Origin of the sequence: Marinobacter sp. LM1 (assembly GCF_042763285.1) — a bacterium.
Classification (GTDB): Bacteria; Pseudomonadota; Gammaproteobacteria; order Pseudomonadales; family Oleiphilaceae; genus Marinobacter; species Marinobacter nauticus.
The window spans coordinates 3,941,680-3,961,353 of the sequence record NZ_CP114373.1; the positions used below are offsets into that span (position 1 = coordinate 3,941,680).

19 protein-coding genes are annotated in these 19,674 nt (G+C 59.1%); 8 read left to right on the plus strand and 11 right to left on the minus strand.

Features of this window, described 5'->3' with window-relative positions:
- Positions 1–27: 27 nt before the first annotated feature.
- From argE to coaBC, 6 genes are all read right to left on the minus strand, one after another.
- Complete coding sequence (gene argE, locus OZ656_RS18475) at positions 28–1,149, minus strand: acetylornithine deacetylase (RefSeq protein WP_022993180.1); 1,122 nt, start codon at positions 1,147–1,149, stop codon at positions 28–30.
- Positions 1,150–1,212: 63 nt separating this feature from the next.
- On the minus strand, positions 1,213–2,454 hold the full coding sequence (locus OZ656_RS18480) for an acetylornithine deacetylase (protein WP_379944779.1): 1,242 nt from the start codon (positions 2,452–2,454) through the stop codon (positions 1,213–1,215).
- A gap of 23 nt (positions 2,455–2,477) precedes the next feature.
- Entirely contained in the window at positions 2,478–3,374 is an 897-nt protein-coding gene (gene argB / locus OZ656_RS18485; protein ID WP_014422830.1) for an acetylglutamate kinase, read from the minus strand.
- A 34-nt stretch (positions 3,375–3,408) separates the two neighbouring features.
- Positions 3,409–6,054: a phosphomannomutase/phosphoglucomutase gene (locus tag OZ656_RS18490; protein WP_278351042.1), complete on the minus strand. Its 2,646-nt coding sequence runs from the start codon at positions 6,052–6,054 to the stop codon at positions 3,409–3,411.
- Between the two features lie 96 nt (positions 6,055–6,150).
- On the minus strand, positions 6,151–6,612 hold the full coding sequence (dut, locus tag OZ656_RS18495; RefSeq protein ID WP_014422832.1) for a dUTP diphosphatase: 462 nt from the start codon (positions 6,610–6,612) through the stop codon (positions 6,151–6,153).
- On the minus strand, positions 6,609–7,823 hold the full coding sequence (gene coaBC / locus OZ656_RS18500; RefSeq protein ID WP_041655129.1) for a bifunctional phosphopantothenoylcysteine decarboxylase/phosphopantothenate--cysteine ligase CoaBC: 1,215 nt from the start codon (positions 7,821–7,823) through the stop codon (positions 6,609–6,611). Before coaBC ends, dut begins: the two co-directional genes overlap by 4 nt.
- 172 nt (positions 7,824–7,995) lie before the next feature.
- On the opposite strand from coaBC, the gene radC reads away from it, so the two are divergent.
- From radC to rpmG, 3 genes are all read left to right on the plus strand, one after another.
- The gene (gene radC, locus OZ656_RS18505) at positions 7,996–8,670 is read left to right on the plus strand and encodes a DNA repair protein RadC (RefSeq protein WP_014422834.1); all 675 of its coding nucleotides are present in this window, start codon (positions 7,996–7,998) and stop codon (positions 8,668–8,670) included.
- 220 nt (positions 8,671–8,890) lie between these two features.
- Positions 8,891–9,127, plus strand: a complete 237-nt coding sequence (rpmB, locus tag OZ656_RS18510; RefSeq protein ID WP_011786975.1) for a 50S ribosomal protein L28 — start codon at positions 8,891–8,893, stop codon at positions 9,125–9,127.
- 11 nt (positions 9,128–9,138) lie between these two features.
- On the plus strand, positions 9,139–9,294 hold the full coding sequence (gene rpmG, locus OZ656_RS18515) for a 50S ribosomal protein L33 (protein ID WP_008173465.1): 156 nt from the start codon (positions 9,139–9,141) through the stop codon (positions 9,292–9,294).
- A 69-nt stretch (positions 9,295–9,363) separates the two neighbouring features.
- Here the strand turns inward: rpmG and OZ656_RS18520 are convergent, their stop codons facing one another.
- The 3 genes from OZ656_RS18520 to OZ656_RS18530 all read right to left on the minus strand — a co-directional run bounded on the left by OZ656_RS18520 (position 9,364) and on the right by OZ656_RS18530 (position 11,697).
- Complete coding sequence (locus OZ656_RS18520) at positions 9,364–10,224, minus strand: endonuclease/exonuclease/phosphatase family protein (RefSeq protein WP_011786976.1); 861 nt, start codon at positions 10,222–10,224, stop codon at positions 9,364–9,366.
- Positions 10,225–10,278: 54 nt separating this feature from the next.
- Positions 10,279–10,917: a thiol:disulfide interchange protein DsbA/DsbL gene (locus OZ656_RS18525; RefSeq protein WP_011786977.1), complete on the minus strand. Its 639-nt coding sequence runs from the start codon at positions 10,915–10,917 to the stop codon at positions 10,279–10,281.
- Between the two features lie 171 nt (positions 10,918–11,088).
- Complete coding sequence (locus OZ656_RS18530; RefSeq protein ID WP_011786978.1) at positions 11,089–11,697, minus strand: cytochrome c; 609 nt, start codon at positions 11,695–11,697, stop codon at positions 11,089–11,091.
- Positions 11,698–11,879: 182 nt separating this feature from the next.
- On the opposite strand from OZ656_RS18530, the gene yihA reads away from it, so the two are divergent.
- Positions 11,880–12,524: a ribosome biogenesis GTP-binding protein YihA/YsxC gene (gene yihA / locus OZ656_RS18535; protein WP_153740240.1), complete on the plus strand. Its 645-nt coding sequence runs from the start codon at positions 11,880–11,882 to the stop codon at positions 12,522–12,524.
- A gap of 200 nt (positions 12,525–12,724) precedes the next feature.
- On the opposite strand, the gene OZ656_RS18540 is transcribed toward yihA, so the two are convergent.
- On the minus strand, positions 12,725–13,402 hold the full coding sequence (locus tag OZ656_RS18540; protein WP_278351157.1) for a TetR/AcrR family transcriptional regulator: 678 nt from the start codon (positions 13,400–13,402) through the stop codon (positions 12,725–12,727).
- A gap of 180 nt (positions 13,403–13,582) precedes the next feature.
- On the opposite strand from OZ656_RS18540, the gene OZ656_RS18545 reads away from it, so the two are divergent.
- The 4 genes from OZ656_RS18545 to coaD all read left to right on the plus strand — a co-directional run bounded on the left by OZ656_RS18545 (position 13,583) and on the right by coaD (position 18,286).
- Positions 13,583–15,028 (plus strand): coniferyl aldehyde dehydrogenase, encoded by a 1,446-nt coding sequence (locus OZ656_RS18545; RefSeq protein ID WP_278351041.1) that lies wholly within the window; start codon positions 13,583–13,585, stop codon positions 15,026–15,028.
- A 210-nt stretch (positions 15,029–15,238) separates the two neighbouring features.
- The gene (locus OZ656_RS18550) at positions 15,239–15,877 is read left to right on the plus strand and encodes a hypothetical protein (RefSeq protein ID WP_273031802.1); all 639 of its coding nucleotides are present in this window, start codon (positions 15,239–15,241) and stop codon (positions 15,875–15,877) included.
- Between the two features lie 36 nt (positions 15,878–15,913).
- Positions 15,914–17,512 (plus strand): GMC family oxidoreductase, encoded by a 1,599-nt coding sequence (locus tag OZ656_RS18555; protein WP_278351039.1) that lies wholly within the window; start codon positions 15,914–15,916, stop codon positions 17,510–17,512.
- A 291-nt stretch (positions 17,513–17,803) separates the two neighbouring features.
- Positions 17,804–18,286 (plus strand): pantetheine-phosphate adenylyltransferase, encoded by a 483-nt coding sequence (gene coaD, locus OZ656_RS18560; RefSeq protein WP_014422845.1) that lies wholly within the window; start codon positions 17,804–17,806, stop codon positions 18,284–18,286.
- A 77-nt stretch (positions 18,287–18,363) separates the two neighbouring features.
- On the opposite strand, the gene OZ656_RS18565 is transcribed toward coaD, so the two are convergent.
- Positions 18,364–19,656: a DUF945 family protein gene (locus OZ656_RS18565; protein WP_278351038.1), complete on the minus strand. Its 1,293-nt coding sequence runs from the start codon at positions 19,654–19,656 to the stop codon at positions 18,364–18,366.
- Positions 19,657–19,674 lie beyond the last annotated feature (18 nt).

Below are 19,674 nucleotides of genomic sequence, written 5' to 3' on the forward strand. Positions count from 1 at the left end.
TTTCCGCCCGCCTTACCGCTAGTCTACTCAAAGACAGAACCTTTTGATCAATCCCTTGAGGATATCCACCGTCGGCTGCAACTGGGACAGTTCAAGAAACTCGTCCGGCTGGTGCGCCTGGTCGATCGAACCAGGCCCCATCACCAGGGTCTCCAACCCCAACTGCTGCAGCCAGGGTGCCTCCGTGGCAAAAGCAACGGCGTGTGCCGTGTGGCCCGTGAGTTTCTCACAGGCTTTGACCAGAGCGGCGTCGGCCGGGGTTTCAAACGGCGGTACGCCGTCAAACAGGGGGGCAAACGTGAGTTTGAGTTCCCGCCGCTCGGCCAGAGGCTGCATCCGGTCAAGAATCGCCTGGCGCAGGGTCTCCATGTTCATGCCCGGCAGCGGACGCAGGTCGAAGTGCAATTCGCATTGGGCGCAGATGCGATTGGGATTGTCACCACCGTGGATACAGCCCAGGTTCAGGGTGGGCACCTGTACCTCGAAGTTGGGGTTGCGGTACTTTTCCTGCCATTCGCTGCGCAGGGCCAGAAGTTCGCCGAGCGCCTCGTGCATGCCTTCCAGCGCGTTGCGGCCCAGGGCCGGGTTGGAGGAATGGCCCGATTGCCCGTCAAACCGCAACCGTTCCATCATGATGCCCTTGTGCATGCGCACTGGTTTGAGATTGGTGGGCTCGCCGATCACCGCGTAACGGGCTTTCGGTTTGCCGGCTTCTGCCAGTGCCCGGGCGCCATTCATCGAGCTTTCTTCGTCAGCAGTGGCCAGGATAATCAGCGGCTGCTGCAAGGGCTCGCCGGCAAAGGCTCTGGCGGCTTCAATGGCCAGCGGGAAAAAGCCCTTCATGTCGCAGGTGCCCAGACCGTACCAGCGGTTGTCCTTTTCCGTGAGACTGAACGGATCACTTTGCCAGCGTTTGTCGTCAAACGGTACGGTGTCGGTATGGCCTGAGAGTACCAGTCCACCCGGACCGCTACCCAGAGTGGCGATCAGATTGAACTTGCCGGGCATGCCCGGCACTTCCATGATCTCGACGGTAAACCCCAGGGGTTCGAGCCACTCTGCCAGCAGGCGGACCACACCTTCGTTACTGTGATCCCACTCCGGCGAGGCACTGCTGATGGATGGCAATGAAATCAGCCGGGCCAGCATTTCCCTGATACCCGGCACCCCTGTGCTTGCGCTTGCGGTCACTTATTGCCTCCCGTCCCGGCGCTATTCCGGGCGGCCCCGGCGCCAGACTTCAAATTGTGTAATGGCACGAATCAGAATGGGGTACGCCACTTCGCCCCCGGCCACTGTGCGGGCGATTTCCATATCCCGCTCGCCAACGCTGACCAGTCGCCCCTCAACCTGGTTTTCATTCGAGAGCGTAACCCTTACGCGCCGGCCAAGCCAGGTATTGGCGTTCTCAACACTGTCAGGGTACCACTGCTCAAAATCCGGGTCTTCCGGCGGTACCACAGGCTCCATTGCCTGCGCAGGCAATGCTGGTTCCACCCGTTGCATTTCGGTCAGGTACACATCCGGCACGGTGGCACCGTTATAGGATACGCGCAGGCTGACGGTGTTTTCCGAATCGGTGCGTACGGGCAGCCCGAAGGTTTCCGAGCCGGGTGCAAGCATCATGGTCACCTCACCCCCTTCGGTCAGCCATTGCCGATACAGTGCCAGCAATTGCGGACTGGCTTCCAGGCCCCGAGCCTGCAGCCCTTTCTCCAATGCCGCGACACCCCGCCCGGCCCAGTCGCTGACCTCCAGCCCGGTCTCGCGGGCACAATAGGCAGAGAGGCGGCGCATCAGACCCGCGTCACGAACGGTCAGTTGCAGTGGCCCGGCCCCCATGGAGGCCGGGTCGGCCAGATTGCCCAGGGTCAGTCTGGCGTCTGGCCAAACCAGCTCCAGGCTTCCGGTTTCACGGGTATTCAGTTCAAAACGCAGGGCATCGGGGGTCTGCTCCAGCAACATGTCGCCCCGGATATCAGGAATCCCCATACGCATCAAATCCCCACTGCCCAGTTGCTGCCTTGGGTCCGGCGCACAGGACAGATTGGCTAGCGGGGCCTGGGCAGTTTCATCCGGCGCCGCCGTCACCCAGTTCCGGAACATGGTAGGTTCCAGCGTAATGCTGGCGCGCTCAACGGATAGCCGCCAACTGGCCGGCAAGCTGTCAGGGCTCATCAGTGTGGTCAACAGAGCGATTGGAGAGCCGGTTTCCAGTTCAATCAGGTCCATCTGCAATGGCTGAGTAAGCTGGAAGTCCTCCCAGTGCGCCTGCCGGAGGATGACCCGGCCATCCACAGAGGAGCTGATGCTCCCCCGCTCGAGTACACCGGATTCCGATAGTACCGTGCGCGCCTCTGCCAGACGCTGGTCCGTCAGCCACCAGACGCCAGCTTTAAAGCCGGCGAAGGCCACTATTCCTGTGATAACGAGAAATGACAGCAGGCGTTTCATCCGGTAACTCCCGGCCAGAAGTATCAGTTACGGGAAATCAGCGTACCGACACCCTCGTCGGTGAAGATTTCCAGCAGGCAGGCGTGGGCCACACGTCCGTCGATGATGTGGGAGGTGCGCACGCCGTTTTCCACCGCACTCAGGGCACAGCGGATTTTTGGCAACATACCGCCATGGATGGTGCCGTCTTCAATCAGATCGTTCACCTGCTGGGCGGTCAGGCCGGTCAGCACTTTGTCTTCCTTGCTCTTGAGGCCGGAGACATTGGTCAGCAGGATCAGCTTTTCCGCCTTCATGGCTTCTGCCACCTTGCCGGCTACCAGGTCCGCATTGATGTTGTAGGAAGCGCCATCCGGCCCGACACCGATGGGCGCGATAACCGGGATCACGTTGCTGCGGGTCAGCATGTCGATAACATCCACGTTGACGCTTGCCACCTCGCCAACATGGCCAATATCGATGATTTCAGGCCGCTCCAGCTCCGGCGAGCGATTGACCACTTCCAGCTTCCGGGCCCGGATCAGATTGGCATCCTTACCGGTCAGGCCCACCGCGGTGCCGCCGTGGGCATTGATCAGGGAAACGATTTCTTTGTTCACCTGGCCGCCGAGCACCATTTCGACCACGTCCATGGTCTCCGCATCGGTAACCCGCATGCCGTTAACAAAGCGGGACTGGATATTCAGGCGTTCCAGCAGCTCTCCGATCTGGGGGCCGCCGCCGTGAACCACGATTGGGTTGATCCCCACCAGCTTCATCAGCACCACGTCCCGGGCGAAACTGCTTTTCAGGTCTTCGTTCTCCATGGCGTTGCCGCCGTATTTGATCACGACCGTCTTGCCGGTAAACCGTTGGATATAGGGCAGGCCCCGGCTCAGTACCGAGGCCACCTGCATTGCTGTTTCACGATCCAGCGCCATGATGTTGTGTTAATCCTTACGACAGTAATGGGTTTCAGAATTCCGCCACCAGGTCTGGTGCCGCTTTCTGCAGTTGCTCCCGGAACACGGATTTGATCCGCTCCAGTGCCTGTTCGGTTTCGGCTTCGAAGCGCAGAACCAGAACCGGTGTGGTATTGGACGCACGGCATAGCCCCCAGCCATCGGCATAATCTACCCGAATGCCATCAATGGTACTGATATTGCCGTCACCAAAATCCGCCTGCTGACCTAGCCGTTCAATGATGGCGAACTTGTCGCTCTCGGTCACCTCGACATTCAGCTCAGGGGTACTGATATCCTCGGGGAAGTCTTCAAAGACTTCATCGGAGTGACGATCCTCAATACCCAGGATTTCCAGCAGCCGGGCAGCCGAGTAAAGGCCATCGTCAAAGCCGTACCAGCGTTCGCCGAAGAAAATGTGTCCGCTCATTTCGCCCGCCAGCAGGGCGCCGGTTTCCTTCATTTTCGCTTTCATCAGGGAATGGCCGGTTTTCCCCATGATCGGGCGCCCTCCAGCTTCCGAGATCACGCTGGCCAGCCGGCGGCTGCACTTCACGTCATAGAGCACATCCGCGCCGGGGTTGCGGGACACCACATCCCTGGCAAAGAGCATCAGCAGGCGATCCGGCCAGATGATCTTGCCGGTATTGGTAACCACGCCCAGACGATCACCATCGCCATCAAAGGCCAGCCCGATATCGGCGCCGGTCTCCTTAACCTTGGCAATCAGGTCCTGCAGGTTCGCGGGTTTGCCGGGGTCCGGGTGATGATTAGGGAAATCACCGTCCACTTCACAATACAGTGGTGTGACTTCACAGCCCAGTTCCTCAACCAGCATGGGGCCCAGCTCTCCGGCAATGCCGTTACCGGCATCCACCACCACTTTCAACGGCGCCGCCACAGCAATATCACCGACGATACGGTCCAGATAGGCGCGGCGCACGTCGTCCCGGGATTGCTCACCCTGCCCTCTGGCAAGGTCGGCGGTCTGGATGCGCTGGTACAGCTTCTGGATAGCTTCACCAGACAGGGTCTCTCCGCCCAGCATGATCTTCAGGCCGTTATAGTTGGCTGGATTATGGCTACCGGTCACCATAACGCCAGAACCGGTCTGCAGGTGATGGGTTGCAAAGTACAGCACCGGCGTAGGTATGGCCCCCAGGTGAATGATGTTACAACCAGTCGCCATGATGCCGCGCCCCAGGGCATCAGCCAGTTCCGGACTGGAGTGCCGGCCATCGTAGCCAATACAGATATCTGTGACACCACGCTCGGTCGCTTCCGAGCCGATCGCGCGACCAATGACTTCAACCACCTCTGCCGAAAGGATCTGACCAACGATGCCCCGGATGTCATAGGCGCGGAAGATTTCCGGGTTGATCTGAACCGCAGGCACCTCGGCCTCAGCCACTTCAGGAATGTCCTCGTCGAACAGGGAATCCTCGGAGCCACCAAAGCCGAGCACATCCTCGTCACCATCGAGCATGTCAATGTCCGGCATGTCCTTGTCCTGAAAGAGTGGTTCATCCTCCGCCGTCGCTGCCTTGCGGCGGGCAGGAGCCGCTTTGGGCGCAGCCGACTCCGCGGCCTTGGCCACCCGCTTCTCAACCATCTGGGACAGACGGAACAGCACTTCTCCGGTGGACGCCACCATATCCCAGCGCAGAGCCGGCAGTTTCATCCGCTCGCCTCCGAACACCTTGTGGGCCCACTGAATGAGCGCGGTCACATCCTGACGTATTCCACGCTGAGCGTTGCCAAGAAGCATCCAGACCAGAATCGCCGCCACCAGCGCAGGCACCCCCACCAGAATCGCCAGGAGAATGGTGCTTACCGGCGCCACCGGTGCCGAGGCCGGTTGGTAACGGACGGACCAGTCCGGGTTGATCAGGGTGCGAGACAGCTCAGGGCCGCTGCCGTTACCGGCGCTGGCCACCGTTCGTGAAGCGCCGGACACGGATTGGACCAGTGACAGCTGGCCCCCGAGTTGCGGGTTGCTCACGGCCAGCATTGGCCGTATGTGGGAGGCTTCAAAAACCGCCAGCACGCTACCAACCACGGCATTGCTTGTGGGATGACGCACTGCCGCGGCAAATTGCAGATACCACTGATTGTCGCGGGGGAAGGCGTCCGGCAACAGGTTCTGTCCATTTTCTGCCCGCCGGGCCAGTTCCAGGCCCGCAAATCCCAGCAGGGTATCGCCGTTACCGGTCCGGGGCACTTCCCGGTAAGGGAAGACAAACACCTGAGCGGAACCGGGCAGCGCCGTTTGCAATTGTCCGGCGAGATTGGCCAGATCAGACCGCTCGGCCAGAGCAAGGGCAGCGTAACGCTGGTTCGCCACCGCCCGAACCTGTTCCTGCAGCGCCGTCAGTGACTGATTCAGGCGCCGTTGCGCACTGTCCACTTCCATGGCGCTGGCCTCCTCATAGCGGGCCTCCCCCGCGGGCACCACCACCAGAAAATGGGCCAGCACCACCGCGACCACGCCGGCCACCAGTACCACCAGCGATTGATTCAACCCAACCGATCCGAGTTTCTTTAAACCGGAGCCAGCCGCTTCTTTTGACGTTTTGGACGGTTTCTGTTTCTTTCCGGGTTTCTTCTCCGGCTGCTCATCACCGGAAGACGCGTTGGTTTTTTTCTTGGCGAATTTCATAATGCATCCCGCAGTTATTTTCTTTCCCGGATAGGTCTGTATCCGCTGAGTATAGACGCCGGCCAGTTATCTCGCTGCCAGGTAAAGATGCCCGACTCAGTGGCTCCCAGTGGAGCCAAAGCCACCTTCACCCCGGTCACTGGCATCAAATTCGGTCACAATCTCGAAATCCGCCTGTACCACAGGCACCAGCACCATCTGGGCAATACGTTCGCCCACCTCGATGGTGAATGGCGTCTGGCCCCGGTTCCAGCAGGACACCATCAACTCGCCCTGATAGTCGGAATCGATCAACCCCACCAGATTGCCGAGCACGATCCCATGCTTGTGTCCGAGTCCGCTCCGGGGCAGGATCATGGCAGCCAACCCCGGGTCAGCAATATGCACAGACAGGCCGGTGGGAATCAGGTGGGTCTCACCCGGCATAACGGTCTTGGCTTCCTTTAATGCCGCCCGGAGATCAAGGCCTGCAGAGCCTTCCGTAGCGTATTCGGGAAACGGAATCGCCGTACCAATGCGATCATCCAGAACCCGTACCTCAAACTTTCTTTTGCTCATGCCTGTTCAATCCTGTTGCTGTGGTCTGCAATCAACGCCACCAGACGGGCAGCGATCGCCTGTTTGCTGTCCGGCCCGATGGATTCCGAACCCGCAGGCCAGAACACCGTAACCGCATTTCGATCGCTGCTGAAGCCGAGCCCGGGCACGGACACATCGTTGGCGATAATCATGTTGAGTTTCTTGCGCTGCATCTTGTCGGTCGCATAGCGCGCCACGTCCGTGGTCTCAGCGGCAAAGCCAACCGTAAACGGCGCATCGGCCCGGGCAGCGATGGTCGCCAGGGTATCGGGGTTACGGACCAGCGCCAGGCTCATGTTGTCGTTGGTTTTCTTGATTTTCTCGCTGGCGAACACCTCGGGCCGGTAATCTGCCACCGCGGCCGTGGCGATAAAGATATCGCAGCCTTCATCGACCGCCTTGCTGGCGGCTTCCAGCATCTCCTGAGCGGTGCTGACAGGCCGGACATCAACCCCCGCTGGGGCCGACAGACTGACAGGTCCACTGACAAGCACCACCTCGGCTCCGGCGGCAACGGCTGCACCGGCCAGGGCATAGCCCATCTTGCCCGAGCTGTGATTGGTAATGTAGCGCACCGGATCGATCGGCTCCCGGGTTGGCCCGGCCGTGATCACCAACCGTTTGCCAGACAGCGGCCCGGTCGTTTCAACCACACCCTCTCCGTTTACCAGACGAGCCAGACGTTCCGGCTCAAGCATGCGCCCAGGACCGGTATCACCGCAGGCCTGTTCTCCCTGGTCCGGTCCCCAGACGGTAATCTGCGGGTCTTCCGTCAACAGCGCCAGATTCCGCTGGGTACGGAAGTTCTTCCACATGGCCTGGTTCATTGCGGGGGCCAACGCTATCGGCGCTTCGGTGGCGCAACAGACCGTGGTCAACAGGTCATCGGCCAGCCCATGGGCCAGACGGGCCATAAAATCCGCAGACGCCGGCGCTACCACAACCTGATCGGCCCACTTGGCCAGCTCGATGTGCCCCATGCCAGCCTCGGCTTCCGGGTCAAGCAGCGAGGAGCGCACCGGTTCGCCGCTCAGAGCCTGATAGGTCAGCGGCGCAACAAATGCCTCCGCCCCCCGGGTCATGACAACCCGGACTTCGTGCCCCGCTTTTTTCAGCAGTCGAACCAGCTCCGCACTTTTATAGGCGGCGATACCACCGGTTATTCCCAACAATATTCGCTTGGCGGTCATGCGGGCTCCGTAATCCCGTAAAATGAAAGAGTTATAAGATAGCATGCCGAGCGCAGACGGGCAGCCTGCTAGAACCCCTGTTCGTTTACCAAATGTTACCTTTTGGAGTAACCTTTGTAATTTCGAGAACCCGGTGCAGGACGCACTCCCCGAAAGCAGCAAGGAAGCAAACATGCCACCCAGCCATTGGCCCGCCGATGAGCGGCCCCGTGAGCGATTGCTCACTCACGGCCCTGAATCATTGTCAGATGCCGAACTCCTGGCCATTTTCCTGCGTACCGGTACCACCGGCATGCCGGTGATGGCCCTGGCCCGACACCTGATCACCGAATTTTCCGGACTGCGCGGCCTGATGACCGCTTCCCGCCGACAATTCTGCGAGGTCAAAGGCCTGGGCACCGCCAAATATGCCCAGGTGCAGGCTGCCATGGAAATGGCGAGGCGAGTGATGGACGAGCCGCTGCGCCAGGGCGATCCGCTGCGCTCACCGGAAGATACCCGGCGCTTTCTCACCAGCCGCCTGGGCACTTATCCTCATGAAGTGTTCGCCGGCCTGTTCCTGGATAACCGTCACCGGGTCATCCAGTACCGGGAACTGTTCCGGGGTACGATAGACGGCGCAGCGGTTTACCCCCGGGAGGTGGTGCGCCAGGCTCTGGAGGACAATGCCGCCGCGGTCATCTTTGCCCACAACCATCCGTCAGGCGTGGCCGAGCCAAGCCAGGCTGACATTTCCCTGACCCGCCGGCTGAAAGAGGCCCTAGGACTGGTCGATATCAGGGTTCTTGACCATATGGTTATCGGCCACGGTGAGGTAATATCCCTTGCTGAACGAGGATTGATGTAGCCCCGTGAAGGATACCGCCCCGAAACTGGCCAAATTCCCAACAATTTTTTGCGTTGGTCGGCCAGTTCTGGTATAAAAGCGTCCCTTTCTGGCGGCGTCTGGCGAGCAGCGTTCTGTTTCAGAAGCGCAAACCGGCAGCAGGTATGGCTCCGGAGCAACCAGAGACGCATTAAAAACGAATTCGTATTGATAGAGACCATTGCTCAGGTCGGAGGCAAGTATGTCCAGAGTTTGTCAGGTTACCGGTAAGCGTCCGGTTACCGGTAACAACGTTTCCCACGCGATGAACCACACTCGTCGTCGTTTTCTGCCGAATCTGCAGAACCACCGTTTCTGGGTTGAGTCCGAGAAGCGTTTCGTGAAGCTGCGCGTTTCCACCAAGGGCATGCGCATCATCGACAAAAAAGGCATTGACGCTGTGCTGGCCGATCTTCGTGCCCGCGGCGAGAAAGTTTAAGGAGCCGCATCATGCGCGAGAAAATCAAGCTGGTATCTTCAGCAGGCACTGGTCACTTCTACACGACCAAAAAGAACAAGCGTAACACCCCGGAAAAAATCGAGATCAAAAAGTACGATCCGGTTGTCCGTAAGCACGTTGCGTACAAGGAAGCCAAGATCAAGTAATTGATCCTGCCTCCACAAAAAACCCGGCATCTGCCGGGTTTTTTATTGCCTGGACGCATCAGACAAGACTCAGAATGTTTCCAGATAGCCTTTGGGCAGCGCCACATCCATGGCAATGGGAAGGTGGTCGGAAACCGGATAGCTCACCACTTCAGAGCGCCGGATTTCCAGAGAGGGACTGACAAGAATATGGTCAAGCGCCTTTTCCGGGCGCCAGCTCGGGAAGCTGTGCGCGGTGTCGGGCAGCGGAATCAGATCGGTTTCTTTCAGCGGTGTTCGTGTCAGCAACTGCTCTGCATGGGCATTCATGTCCCCCATGAGCACCACATGCCGATAGCTCGCAATCTGCTCGCGGATAAATCCAAGCTGCTTCTGCTGGGCCGACTTGCTGAGAGAGAGATGCATCAGCACCAGTACCAGCGGGTCTTCCTCATCCCCGTAGCGCGCAATGATGGCGCCACGCCCGGGAATCAGTCCCGGCAACTTGTGTTCAGTGACATCCAGCGGGCGGAAACGGCTCAACAGGCCATTACTGTGCTGGGCAATCTGGCCGAGGTTACGATTTAATTGCTGATACCAGTAAGGAATCCCGGCCGCCTCGGCCAGGTATTGCACCTGATTGATGTAACCACTGCGGAGACTGCCGCCATCACACTCCTGCAGGGCAACCACATCATACTGACTTAGCAGGGTGGCAATCCGATCCAGGTTTTCGTAGCGCCGGCGATTGGGCAGAAAATGCTGCCAGCTGCGGGTCAGGTAATGGTGATAGGACGAAGTGTTGATACCAACCTGAATATTGAAAGTCAGTAGCCGGATGTGCCGGTGAGCTTCAAACTCCGGCACATGCTCGCTCCCGGAACAAGTGCCCCGGGAGCTTTCCTGGTTTCTGAGTATACCGTTCAGCTGGTTACGGATTCGCTTGTACATTATCAGCCGCTTCTCCGGTCAGCCCATCCAGCGTCCGGCGAACCGCATGGCGCCTTACTCAGACCCGCTGCGCTCTTTTTCCGCCAGATACTCGACCACCTTCAGGGTGTTTTCGTGACTACCCGCCATGGAGGCACTTACCACGTACTTGCCATCAACCAGCATAGTCGGTGTACCGGTAATGCGCGCGCCACGAATCTTGGCCTGGGCCTGCTGCACTCTGGCACGCACCCCGAAACTGTTGTAGTTTTCCAGAAACTTCTCGGCGTTCACGCCATACCCGGCAACAAAATCAGCCAGAGCTTCCGGGGTATTGAGGGGACGGCGCTCTCCGGCCAGGGCATCAAACAGCGCGTCATGCACCTTGTCCAGCTCGCCCATCGCCTCAAGGGCATAGAATGCGTAGGCATGCGGCTCCCAGCTGCGGCCCAGTGCCGCTGGCAGCTTCACATAGTTGATGTAGTCCGGAGCCTCCGCTTCCCAGGCTTCAGCCAGCGGCTTGAAGTTGTAGCAGTGCGGACAGCCGTACCAGAAGACTTCCGCCACTTCGACACCGTTATCCGATGCCGTTCTTACCGGATTATCCAGTACCCGGTAATGCTCTCCGGCCACCCAGGGCTGGGCATTGACCAGGGAAGCGGCAGACAACAGTGAAAGTGCCAGAACGGCGGAAGACGTCAGGGTTCTGATCATCGGGAATCTCCGAGCCATCAATGAATTTTAACGAGGATTATGACCCAGGGATGCGAAAAAGTTCCACCGGAGGGCCAAAGGAATGCGTTACCGAACGGTTAGGTATTATGAATACCGGATATCAAAAACCCCGCCGAGGCGGGGTTTTCAGTCGTAACTGACGGCTGTCGATCAGTTCAGGCCGGATACGTAGCTGGCGACCGCCTCAATCTCAGCGTCTGTCAGCTTGGAGGCAACATCCATCATGATGCCGGCATTCGCGCCTCCGGCGCGCTCACCCGCCCGGTAAGCCTTCAACTGCTTGATAACATATTCTGCAGTCTGCCCGCCCAAGGCAGGGTAACCTGCCGGCTCGTTGCCAATGCCGGAGGGGTTATGGCAACCGGAACAGGCCGGCACACCGGAGGCCATATTGCCGCCGCGGTACAGTGCCTGACCCTGCTCAACCAGATCCGGATTGGCCTGACCAACAACCATTTCCTGGCTGTTGAAGTAGGCAGCCAGATCCTGCAAATCCTGATCGGACATGGCATTGAGGAGGCCCGTCATTTCAGGAATGGCACGATCCCCGGATTTGATGTCAACCAGCTGGTTGTACAGGTATTTCTCGCCCAGACCGGACAGTTTCGGATACACAGCCATTACCGGCTTGGCACCACCCTGTCCATGACAGCCCGCACACACTGCTGCGTTCTGTTCACCCGCTGCCGGATCTCCTGCCCCGTGAGCCATCGCTGTAAGGCCAACTCCGAGAACAACTCCTGCGATCAGTCTTTTCATGCTCGCTCCGCTTCTCTCATCTTTGCATCTTGAAAGTATTCTTCGTTGTGCAGCCGGCAGGCACTGGGTCGTCAGGTGCAAAACCGGGGCATACAGCGGCAACGCGAGGCGTCCCGCCGGAAATTGGTGTAGCATTATACATTAATCGCCGATAACTGAAATCCAAAGGAACACCAACCGTCGTGGACCCTGATCTGACTCAAAAAAGCCTCTCGTTCAACAGCGCCCGTTTTCTCATCAGCGCCTCCAAACTGGACGAATGCCCCCCCGACCATGGCGCTGAAGTTGCCTTTGCCGGCCGCTCCAATGCGGGCAAATCCAGCGCCCTGAACGCTATCACCGCCAACGGCAAACTGGCCCGCACCAGTAAAACGCCCGGCCGGACCCGGCTGATCAACTTTTTCAGCCTGAACCGGGAACATGCCCGTCTGGTCGACCTGCCCGGTTACGGCTACGCGAAAGTGTCCCGGGACATGAAAGACGACTGGCAACAGCATCTCGGCCATTACCTGAATGATCGCCGCTGCCTGCGTGGCCTGGTTCTGGTGATGGACATCCGGCACCCGCTCACCGATTTCGACCAGATGATGGTGGAATGGTGTGAACATAACCACCTTCCGCTCATGATTCTGGCCACGAAGGCCGACAAACTGAAGTTTGGTCAGGCAAAAACCGCCATGCTGGGTATCGCGAAAAAGCTGAAGGAATATCAATGTGTGGAGCACCTCATCATGTTCTCTGCCACCTCCAAGCGCGGAGTCGACGAGTGCCGGGAAGCGCTGACCCACTGGCTGGAAGCCTCGGAACAGGAGCCGGTTGAGGCATAAAAAGCCGGCCTGAAGAAGACAGGCCGGTGAAAACGTCAGGGTTTGCGACGTGCTATGTGCCTCTGCAACCACAGAGGCCGAAAACCTGAGAACTCACTCAGGAGACGCAGGGAGTGTCCGGTTCCCAACGTCATTAGCTGTGACTGCGCCGCATTCAAAAAGTTCAATATCAGATCAAACTTTGACCAGACCAGCCAGGCTCATGCCTCAACGCCAGAGATACCCTGGGCCTCAGGCAAGGTAGGACGGTATTTTTCTCGCAATGCCAGTACCCTTTCACGATACTCCGGCGTGAGATAGGGCACTTCCAGCGTCAGCACCTGATAGATCCCCTGTTTTAACTCGGTCAGGGACAGACTGGCAGGCTCCTCGGCCGCATGAGCCGTCTTCAGAAACGCCATCCAGTTGGTAATCACCAGCCAGACATTCAGTGACATGGCCGAACGCAGATCCTCCGGCTGAGGCTGGATAATGCCGGCATCCGCCAGCTTTGCGAAAATCCGGTTGATGGCCGCCAGACAGCGATTGGTAAACTCCCGGTAGTCCTGGCGCAGCCGCGGGTCACTGTCGAGCAGGTATTCCAGATCCCGGTGGAAGAAGCGATAGCTCCAGAGGCCGCCAAACACCGACTCAAGATAGAAGGTCATATCCTCCAGGGTGATCGGTCGGTCTTCCGGAATATCCAGGTAGTAGTCCACCAGCTTTTCATATTCCTGGAAAATCTCATAGATGATGTCGGACTTGTTGCGGAAGTGGTAATACAGATTACCCGGCGATATCGCCAGGTGCGCGGCAATGTGATTGGTGGTGATATTGCGCTCACCCTTGTCATTAAACAGCTCCAGGCTGGATAACAGTATCTTGTCTCTGGTTTTCATCGTCATGCCGGTGTTTGTTGTTATCAGTGTCACGGATGGCCTAAAGAGCCATCCGGCTTTCTTGACTGCCTAGAGTATATACTCTAATAATAGCTTCAAGCGCAAATCGCACAGATTTTGGCCAACGACAATAACCGACTGCCAGCGCCTGTCGCTCCGGGCAGTCAGGGGGAGAAAACCATGGGTGCCACCGTCGTCCAGCTCACCGAGAGCAAGAAGCAGATCCAGCATACGCATCACGTCTTTGAGGACCAGAAGAAGGCGTTCCGCAACAACCCGATGCCGTCCCTGACCGAGCGCAAAGAGAACCTCAAGCGTCTGAAACGGGCGCTACTGGCCCATCAGGATCGCCTGGTCGAGGCCATCGATCGGGATTTCAGCTGTCGCTCCAAAGACGAATCCCTGATCGCCGAAGTCATGCCGTCTATTCAGGGCATCAATTACACGCTGAAGAATCTTGGCGACTGGATGAAGCCCTCCAAACGCCATGTTTCGGTTCTGTTCCAGCCCGCCAGCAACAAGGTTTACTACCAGCCCAAAGGGGTTGTAGGCGTCATCGTGCCCTGGAATTACCCTCTGTATCTGGCGGTCGGTCCACTGGTCGCTTCCCTGGCGGCTGGCAACCGCACCATGATCAAGATGTCGGAATTCACTCCGCACACGTCGGCCCTGTTCAAGGAGATCATCGAGTCGATGTTCCCGGAGGATCTGGTGTCGGTGATCACTGGCGAGGCCGATGTGGCGGCCGATTTCTCCCAACGGCCTTTCGATCACCTGCTGTTTACCGGTTCTACTTCGGTGGGCAAGCTGGTGATGCGCGCGGCAGCCGAAAATCTGACCCCGGTAACCCTTGAGCTCGGCGGCAAATCCCCGGCCATTGTTTCGCCGGATGTGCCGATGGAAGATGCGGCCCAGCGTATCGCCTTCGGCAAAGCCTTCAATGCTGGCCAGACCTGCGTGGCACCGGACTATGTGCTCTGCCCTGCCGACCGGGTGCAGGCGTTCGTGGATGAATTCCGGGCGCGGTTCGCCGAGATGTACCCGAGCCTGCGGGATAACGACGACTACACGGCCATCATCAATGAGCGCCAGTACAATCGTTTGCAGGGCTATCTGGAAGATGCCAGGGCCAAGGGGGCTGAACTGGTGGAGATCAATCCCGCCAACGAGAACATGAAGGACGGTACCCGGAAGATTCCGTTGACGCTGGTGCTGAAGACCACGCCGGACATGAAGGTGATGCAGGACGAGATTTTCGGCCCGATCCTGCCGGTCATCAGTTACGGCAGTCTGGACGAGGCAATCCATTACATCAATGACCGGCCACGGCCGCTGGCGCTGTATTTCTTTGGCTATGACAAGTCCCACCAGCAGCATGTGGTGGACAACACCCATTCCGGCGGCATGTGCATCAATGATGCCCTGATGCACGTGGCCCAGGACGACCTGCCGTTCGGCGGGATTGGTGATTCCGGTATGGGGCACTATCACGGCAAGGAAGGCTTCCTGACCTTCTCCCATCACCGGGCGATTTTCACCAAGCAGAAGTTCAACAGCGGCAAATACGTGTATGCGCCCCATGGTACGGCGGCGCATCGGTTGGTGTATAAGCTGTTTATTCGTTAATCAGAGAACACCACTTCTCTCCAGCCCCAGCCTTCGGACTGGGTGCAGGCCGGCGGGAGGGAGGTCTTTCCGGGACACGCCGTAAATACTTCCCTGTAGGCTTGAGCAAAACATCCCTGTTTTGCACAGTCCCGGAAAGACCTCCCTCCCACCGGCGATCAAACGTTTCGCAACGCGCAAAATAAAGATAACAAAACGGCCAACAATCAGATGACAGACCCAGTTTCGACAGACAGCTCGCCCAACGCATCCTCTCTGGACCGCCGCAGTTTCCTCAAAACCGGTTTAGGGGGCGCGGTGTTCCTGAGCACCGTCAGCCTCTCTGCCGGGCTAACCGGCTGTGCTACGGCCCCCGCAGGCCGGGTCAGTGCGGTCGACAGCCGCATGGACGCCCGCTACCAGTTCCAGTTTCTGAGCCGGGATGACATCGCCCTGTTCGAGGCCCTGTTGCCCGCCATGTTTGCCGGAGCTCTGCCGGAGGAACCCAACCAGCGTCGCTTTGCCATTGCCGGAACGATTGAACGGATCGACCAGGGCATTGTGAAGTTCGGCCCGGCGAATCAGCAGGAGCTGCGCAAGCTCTTTGATCTGCTTAACTTTGCCCCCACCCGGATCGCCCTGGCGCGGGTATGGTCAGACTGGCCCTCGGTCAGTACCGCCGATGCCGACGCGTTTCTGCGGCGCTGGCGCGACAGTCGGATCGGACTTTTGAATAACGGCTACATTGCCCTGACCAAGATCAGCAACGTCGCCTTCTATGGGCATGAAGACCACTGGCACCTGTCTGGTTACCCGGGGCCTCCCGCCTGGATGGTGGATGCCTTGCCACAGTTCAATCCTGCCGCTTGATAAACCCCGGATACCCATCGTATTAAGGAGCGAAGTATGTCCATGAACGATCCCATTGCCCGGGGACTGGCTGCCGGCTGGAATGTGACCGACGCCAGCAAACTGAGCGAAAACCGCACGGTAGAGGCGGATGTTGTGGTTATCGGCACCGGTGCCGGGGGCGGCACAACCGCGGAGATCCTGGCCCGTCAGGGGCTGTCGGTTATTCTGGTGGAGGAGGGTCGACTGTATTATCAGAAAGACTTCAAGATGGACGAACTGACGTCCTACGCCAATCTGTACCAGGAAGGCATGAGCCGGGTCACCGCCGATGGCGCCATCGCGATTTTGCAGGGCCGCTGTGTCGGCGGCTCCACCACGGTAAACTGGACCAGCAGCTTCCGCACCCCGGACGAAACGCTCACCTACTGGAGCCAGGAGCTCGGGCTCGAAGGACTGGCACCGGACGCCATGGCCCCATGGTTTGAGGGCCGTGAGCAGCGCCACAACATGGCGCCCTGGGAAACCCCACCCAACCTGAACAACGACATCCTGCGCCAGGGCTGCGAAAAACTCGGCTACTCCTGGCAGGTAATCCCAAGAAACGTCAAAGGCTGCTGGAACAGCGGTTACTGCGGCGTAGGCTGCCCCACCAACGCCAAACAGGGGGCACTACTCACCACCATCCCGGGCGCACTGGATCACAAAGCACAGCTCTTCCACGGTCTGCGGGCAGAACGCCTGGTGATGAGTCAGGACCGGATCGACCACCTGCTCGCCTCCGCCATGGGCCCGGATGGCGTCAGCCCATCCGGCATTATGGTCACCCTGAAAGCCCGACAATTCGTGGTCGCCGCCAGCGCCATTGGCTCCCCCGGCCTGCTGCTTCGCTCGCAGTTGCCCGACCCTTACCAGCGCGTGGGCAAGCGATCGTTCATCCATCCGGTCAACGCCACCGTCGCCCGGATGCCGGCGAAAATCGACCCGTTCTACGGCGCTCCCCAGTCCATCTACTCGGACGAGTTCAACTTCAAGGCAGGCACCGACGGCCCGGCAGGCTACAAACTGGAAGTACCGCCCCTGCACCCGGCCATGGCAGCAGGCGTGGTACCCGGCCACGGCCAGCCACAGCGAGACAACCTGGGCCAGCTGCCCTGGATGCAATCAGTCATCGCCCTGCTGCGCGACGGCTTCCACCCGGACAGCCCCGGCGGCACAGTATCACTCAGAGACGACGGCAGCCCGGTACTGGACTACCCGATTACCGACTATCTCTGGCAAGGCTTGCGCAAGGCCTACCTCACCATGGCCGAAATCCAGTTCGCCGCCGGCGCCGAAGCCGTCCAGGCCATGCACCTGGACTCTGACTGGTACACCAGCTGGAACCAGGCCAGAGACGCCATCAACAACCTGCCCATGAAACCCCACCGCGCCCGCCTGTTCACCGCGCACCAGATGGGCGGCTGCAGCATGGGCACTGACCCGAAAACCTCGGTAGTGAACAGTTTCGGTGAGCATCACCACATCGCCAACCTGAACATCCACGATGCCTCCATCTTCCCCACCAGTATCGGCGCCAACCCGCAGTTGTCGGTGTATGCACTGGCGGCGAGAAACAGCAACCGGTTGGCGCAGAAGCTAAGAAAGCAAGGCTAGCCTTCGCTCCTGCAATAAGATGAAAACGCGGAAAACTCCCAGAGATTCCGGGGAGACCTGCACTCAGTTGAGTAGCGTTGGTCGGGGGTGGCCTCCCGGGAGTCTTGAGGGCCATGGACGGCCCGAAAGAAGCTCACAGGGAAGTGCTCGTAGCGTCTCCCGGGAGGCCACCCCCGACCGGCGCCAGCACCTAAACAAGGCACCATTCGCAAAAGGCCCGGTACACCACGCGGACTACAGCATGTAAACGGTTCCTGCTATCCTACGGCTCACCAACAAAAGGAGCTGTGCATGCCCAAAGTCATCTATCCCGGCACCTTCGACCCCATCACCAACGGCCACACCGACCTCATCGAACGGGCCGGCCGCATGTTCGATGAAATTGTCGTCGCCGTCGCCTACAACCCGAAAAAGCAGCCACTTCTCAATCTTGAAGAACGCTGCGAACTGGTCCGCAAGGCCACCGCACACCTCCCCAACGTCAGCGTCACCGGTTTCAGCAACCTGCTCGCCGACTTCGTGCGCGAGCAAAACGCCTCCGTTATCCTGCGGGGACTGCGCGCGGTTTCTGACTTTGAATATGAATTCCAGCTTGCCGACATGAACCGCCGACTGGCGCCGGAAGTTGAGAGCGTGTTCCTGACGCCCGCCAACCACCTCTCTTACATCTCCTCCACCCTGATTCGCGAAATTGCCTCGCTGGGCGGGGACATTTCCGAGTTTGTAGACCCGGCTGTGGCAGAAGCCCTGCAACAGAAGTTCAGCGAATCCTGAGGAAAATCCGACGGGCGTTGATGATCACCGAAGCGCAGCTGATGGCGAAGTACCAGCAGCTGGCGGGTCGTTGAGATTCAGAGCAGCGGAGGCAGGGGGATTTCCACGTCGTTTACGGTGAGTACCAGATCCTCCATCCGGCCATCCATTACCAGGCGCTCACCGTTCTGAACCAGCAGGCCCTGTTTGATCAATGGCGCCACCTGCATACGCACGGCGGGATAGTCTTCCGCAAGGGCAACCGGCATGCTGAAATTCACACTCCCGGTCAGCGCCTGCATGACCATCAACATGTTGTCACGCTGTTGATCGGAGAGCTCCGGATGGCTGATGTCCAGTGAGCCGGTAACTTCCCCTTCAGGCGTTGCCAGACTGAGCTCCCGGATCCCCATGGAAAAGCCTTCGGCAGCAAGACTGCGGAGGGCTTCGTTAAAACGCTGCATCACCGCCATCTGTTGTTCAAACGCGGCCCTCGGGTCGTCTCCGGCGGTCAAAGCCAGTGCCTGCATATCCGCCATGGCGCCACTGAAGTCATTCCAGCTGGCCACATCCAGGTTCTCCAGCGCCACCTCCAACCGATGCGGCCCAAAGGCCTGATCCGCCAGAGCAGCCGATTCCAGCGACAGGGTAACCTGCGAGTCCAGGCGCTCGCCGTTCTGGCGGGCATCACTGGCGCTTTCAAGCGACATCCCGGCCAAGGTCATTGCGGGAGCCTGAGCCCCCTGCAAGGTCAGGTTATCCACGGTCATCACGCCAGCGCCGGTCCAGATATCCCCCACCAGCCATTCCATGCTCTGCTCCATATGGACGTTATCGATCGTCACATCCATTTCCGGATTGCTGAGGCGGATAGCCGGCCAGACCACCAGCAAGTCTGCCGCTTCACCAAGACGCCCAACATCAATCCGCACCAGACCGCCACTGCTCTTGAGGGAGGTTTCCCGCTCCGGGTTATCAATGTCCATCACCGGTGCTGTCAGCTCAAGCGTGGCGCTGCCCCAGAGCCGGGTTTCCAGCGTCAGACTGGGCTCATCGTCCGGAAACCAGTCAGCACCCTCTGGCTGCCACCCCTGGCGCGGGCGAAAATCCATCAGGCTGCCGGTGACGCCATGGGACACCTGGATTTCGATGGCTATGGTGTGAGAATCACCGGTCTCAGGATCTCTCAGGGTCACGGTAGCGGATACCTCGGAACCAAGCACACCACGACGATACTGCTCGGTCTCAAGATTCAGAAAGGGCTGGGCCCGGTTTACTTCCAGTGTTGCTTCACGCCAGTGCTGCTCGGTGACATAGCCCACACCCCAGGGAGCACCGCCAGCCACCAGCAGTACGGCCAGACCGGCCAGCGTCCATTTTTTCAGTTTCAAGGTATCCGTCCTGTGATT

Bases quoted from the DNA above. Each gene is read 5' to 3' on its own strand.
- radC (WP_014422834.1), top strand. From the start codon at position 7,996: ATGCCACCCAGCCATTGGCCCGCCGATGAGCGGCCCCGTGAGCGATTG.
- OZ656_RS18480 (WP_379944779.1), bottom strand. From the start codon at position 2,454: ATGAAACGCCTGCTGTCATTTCTCGTTATCACAGGAATAGTGGCCTTC.
- dut (WP_014422832.1), bottom strand. From the start codon at position 6,612: ATGAGCAAAAGAAAGTTTGAGGTACGGGTTCTGGATGATCGCATTGGT.
- argB (WP_014422830.1), bottom strand. From the start codon at position 3,374: ATGGCGCTGGATCGTGAAACAGCAATGCAGGTGGCCTCGGTACTGAGC.
- argE (WP_022993180.1), bottom strand. From the start codon at position 1,149: ATGCTGGCCCGGCTGATTTCATTGCCATCCATCAGCAGTGCCTCGCCG.
- OZ656_RS18550 (WP_273031802.1), top strand. From the start codon at position 15,239: ATGACAGACCCAGTTTCGACAGACAGCTCGCCCAACGCATCCTCTCTG.
- OZ656_RS18555 (WP_278351039.1), top strand. From the start codon at position 15,914: ATGTCCATGAACGATCCCATTGCCCGGGGACTGGCTGCCGGCTGGAAT.
- coaD (WP_014422845.1), top strand. From the start codon at position 17,804: ATGCCCAAAGTCATCTATCCCGGCACCTTCGACCCCATCACCAACGGC.
- OZ656_RS18490 (WP_278351042.1), bottom strand. From the start codon at position 6,054: ATGAAATTCGCCAAGAAAAAAACCAACGCGTCTTCCGGTGATGAGCAG.
- OZ656_RS18520 (WP_011786976.1), bottom strand. From the start codon at position 10,224: ATGTACAAGCGAATCCGTAACCAGCTGAACGGTATACTCAGAAACCAG.
- OZ656_RS18545 (WP_278351041.1), top strand. From the start codon at position 13,583: ATGGGTGCCACCGTCGTCCAGCTCACCGAGAGCAAGAAGCAGATCCAG.
- OZ656_RS18530 (WP_011786978.1), bottom strand. From the start codon at position 11,697: ATGAAAAGACTGATCGCAGGAGTTGTTCTCGGAGTTGGCCTTACAGCG.
- rpmG (WP_008173465.1), top strand. From the start codon at position 9,139: ATGCGCGAGAAAATCAAGCTGGTATCTTCAGCAGGCACTGGTCACTTC.
- OZ656_RS18525 (WP_011786977.1), bottom strand. From the start codon at position 10,917: ATGATCAGAACCCTGACGTCTTCCGCCGTTCTGGCACTTTCACTGTTG.
- OZ656_RS18540 (WP_278351157.1), bottom strand. From the start codon at position 13,402: ATGAAAACCAGAGACAAGATACTGTTATCCAGCCTGGAGCTGTTTAAT.
- rpmB (WP_011786975.1), top strand. From the start codon at position 8,891: ATGTCCAGAGTTTGTCAGGTTACCGGTAAGCGTCCGGTTACCGGTAAC.
- coaBC (WP_041655129.1), bottom strand. From the start codon at position 7,823: ATGACCGCCAAGCGAATATTGTTGGGAATAACCGGTGGTATCGCCGCC.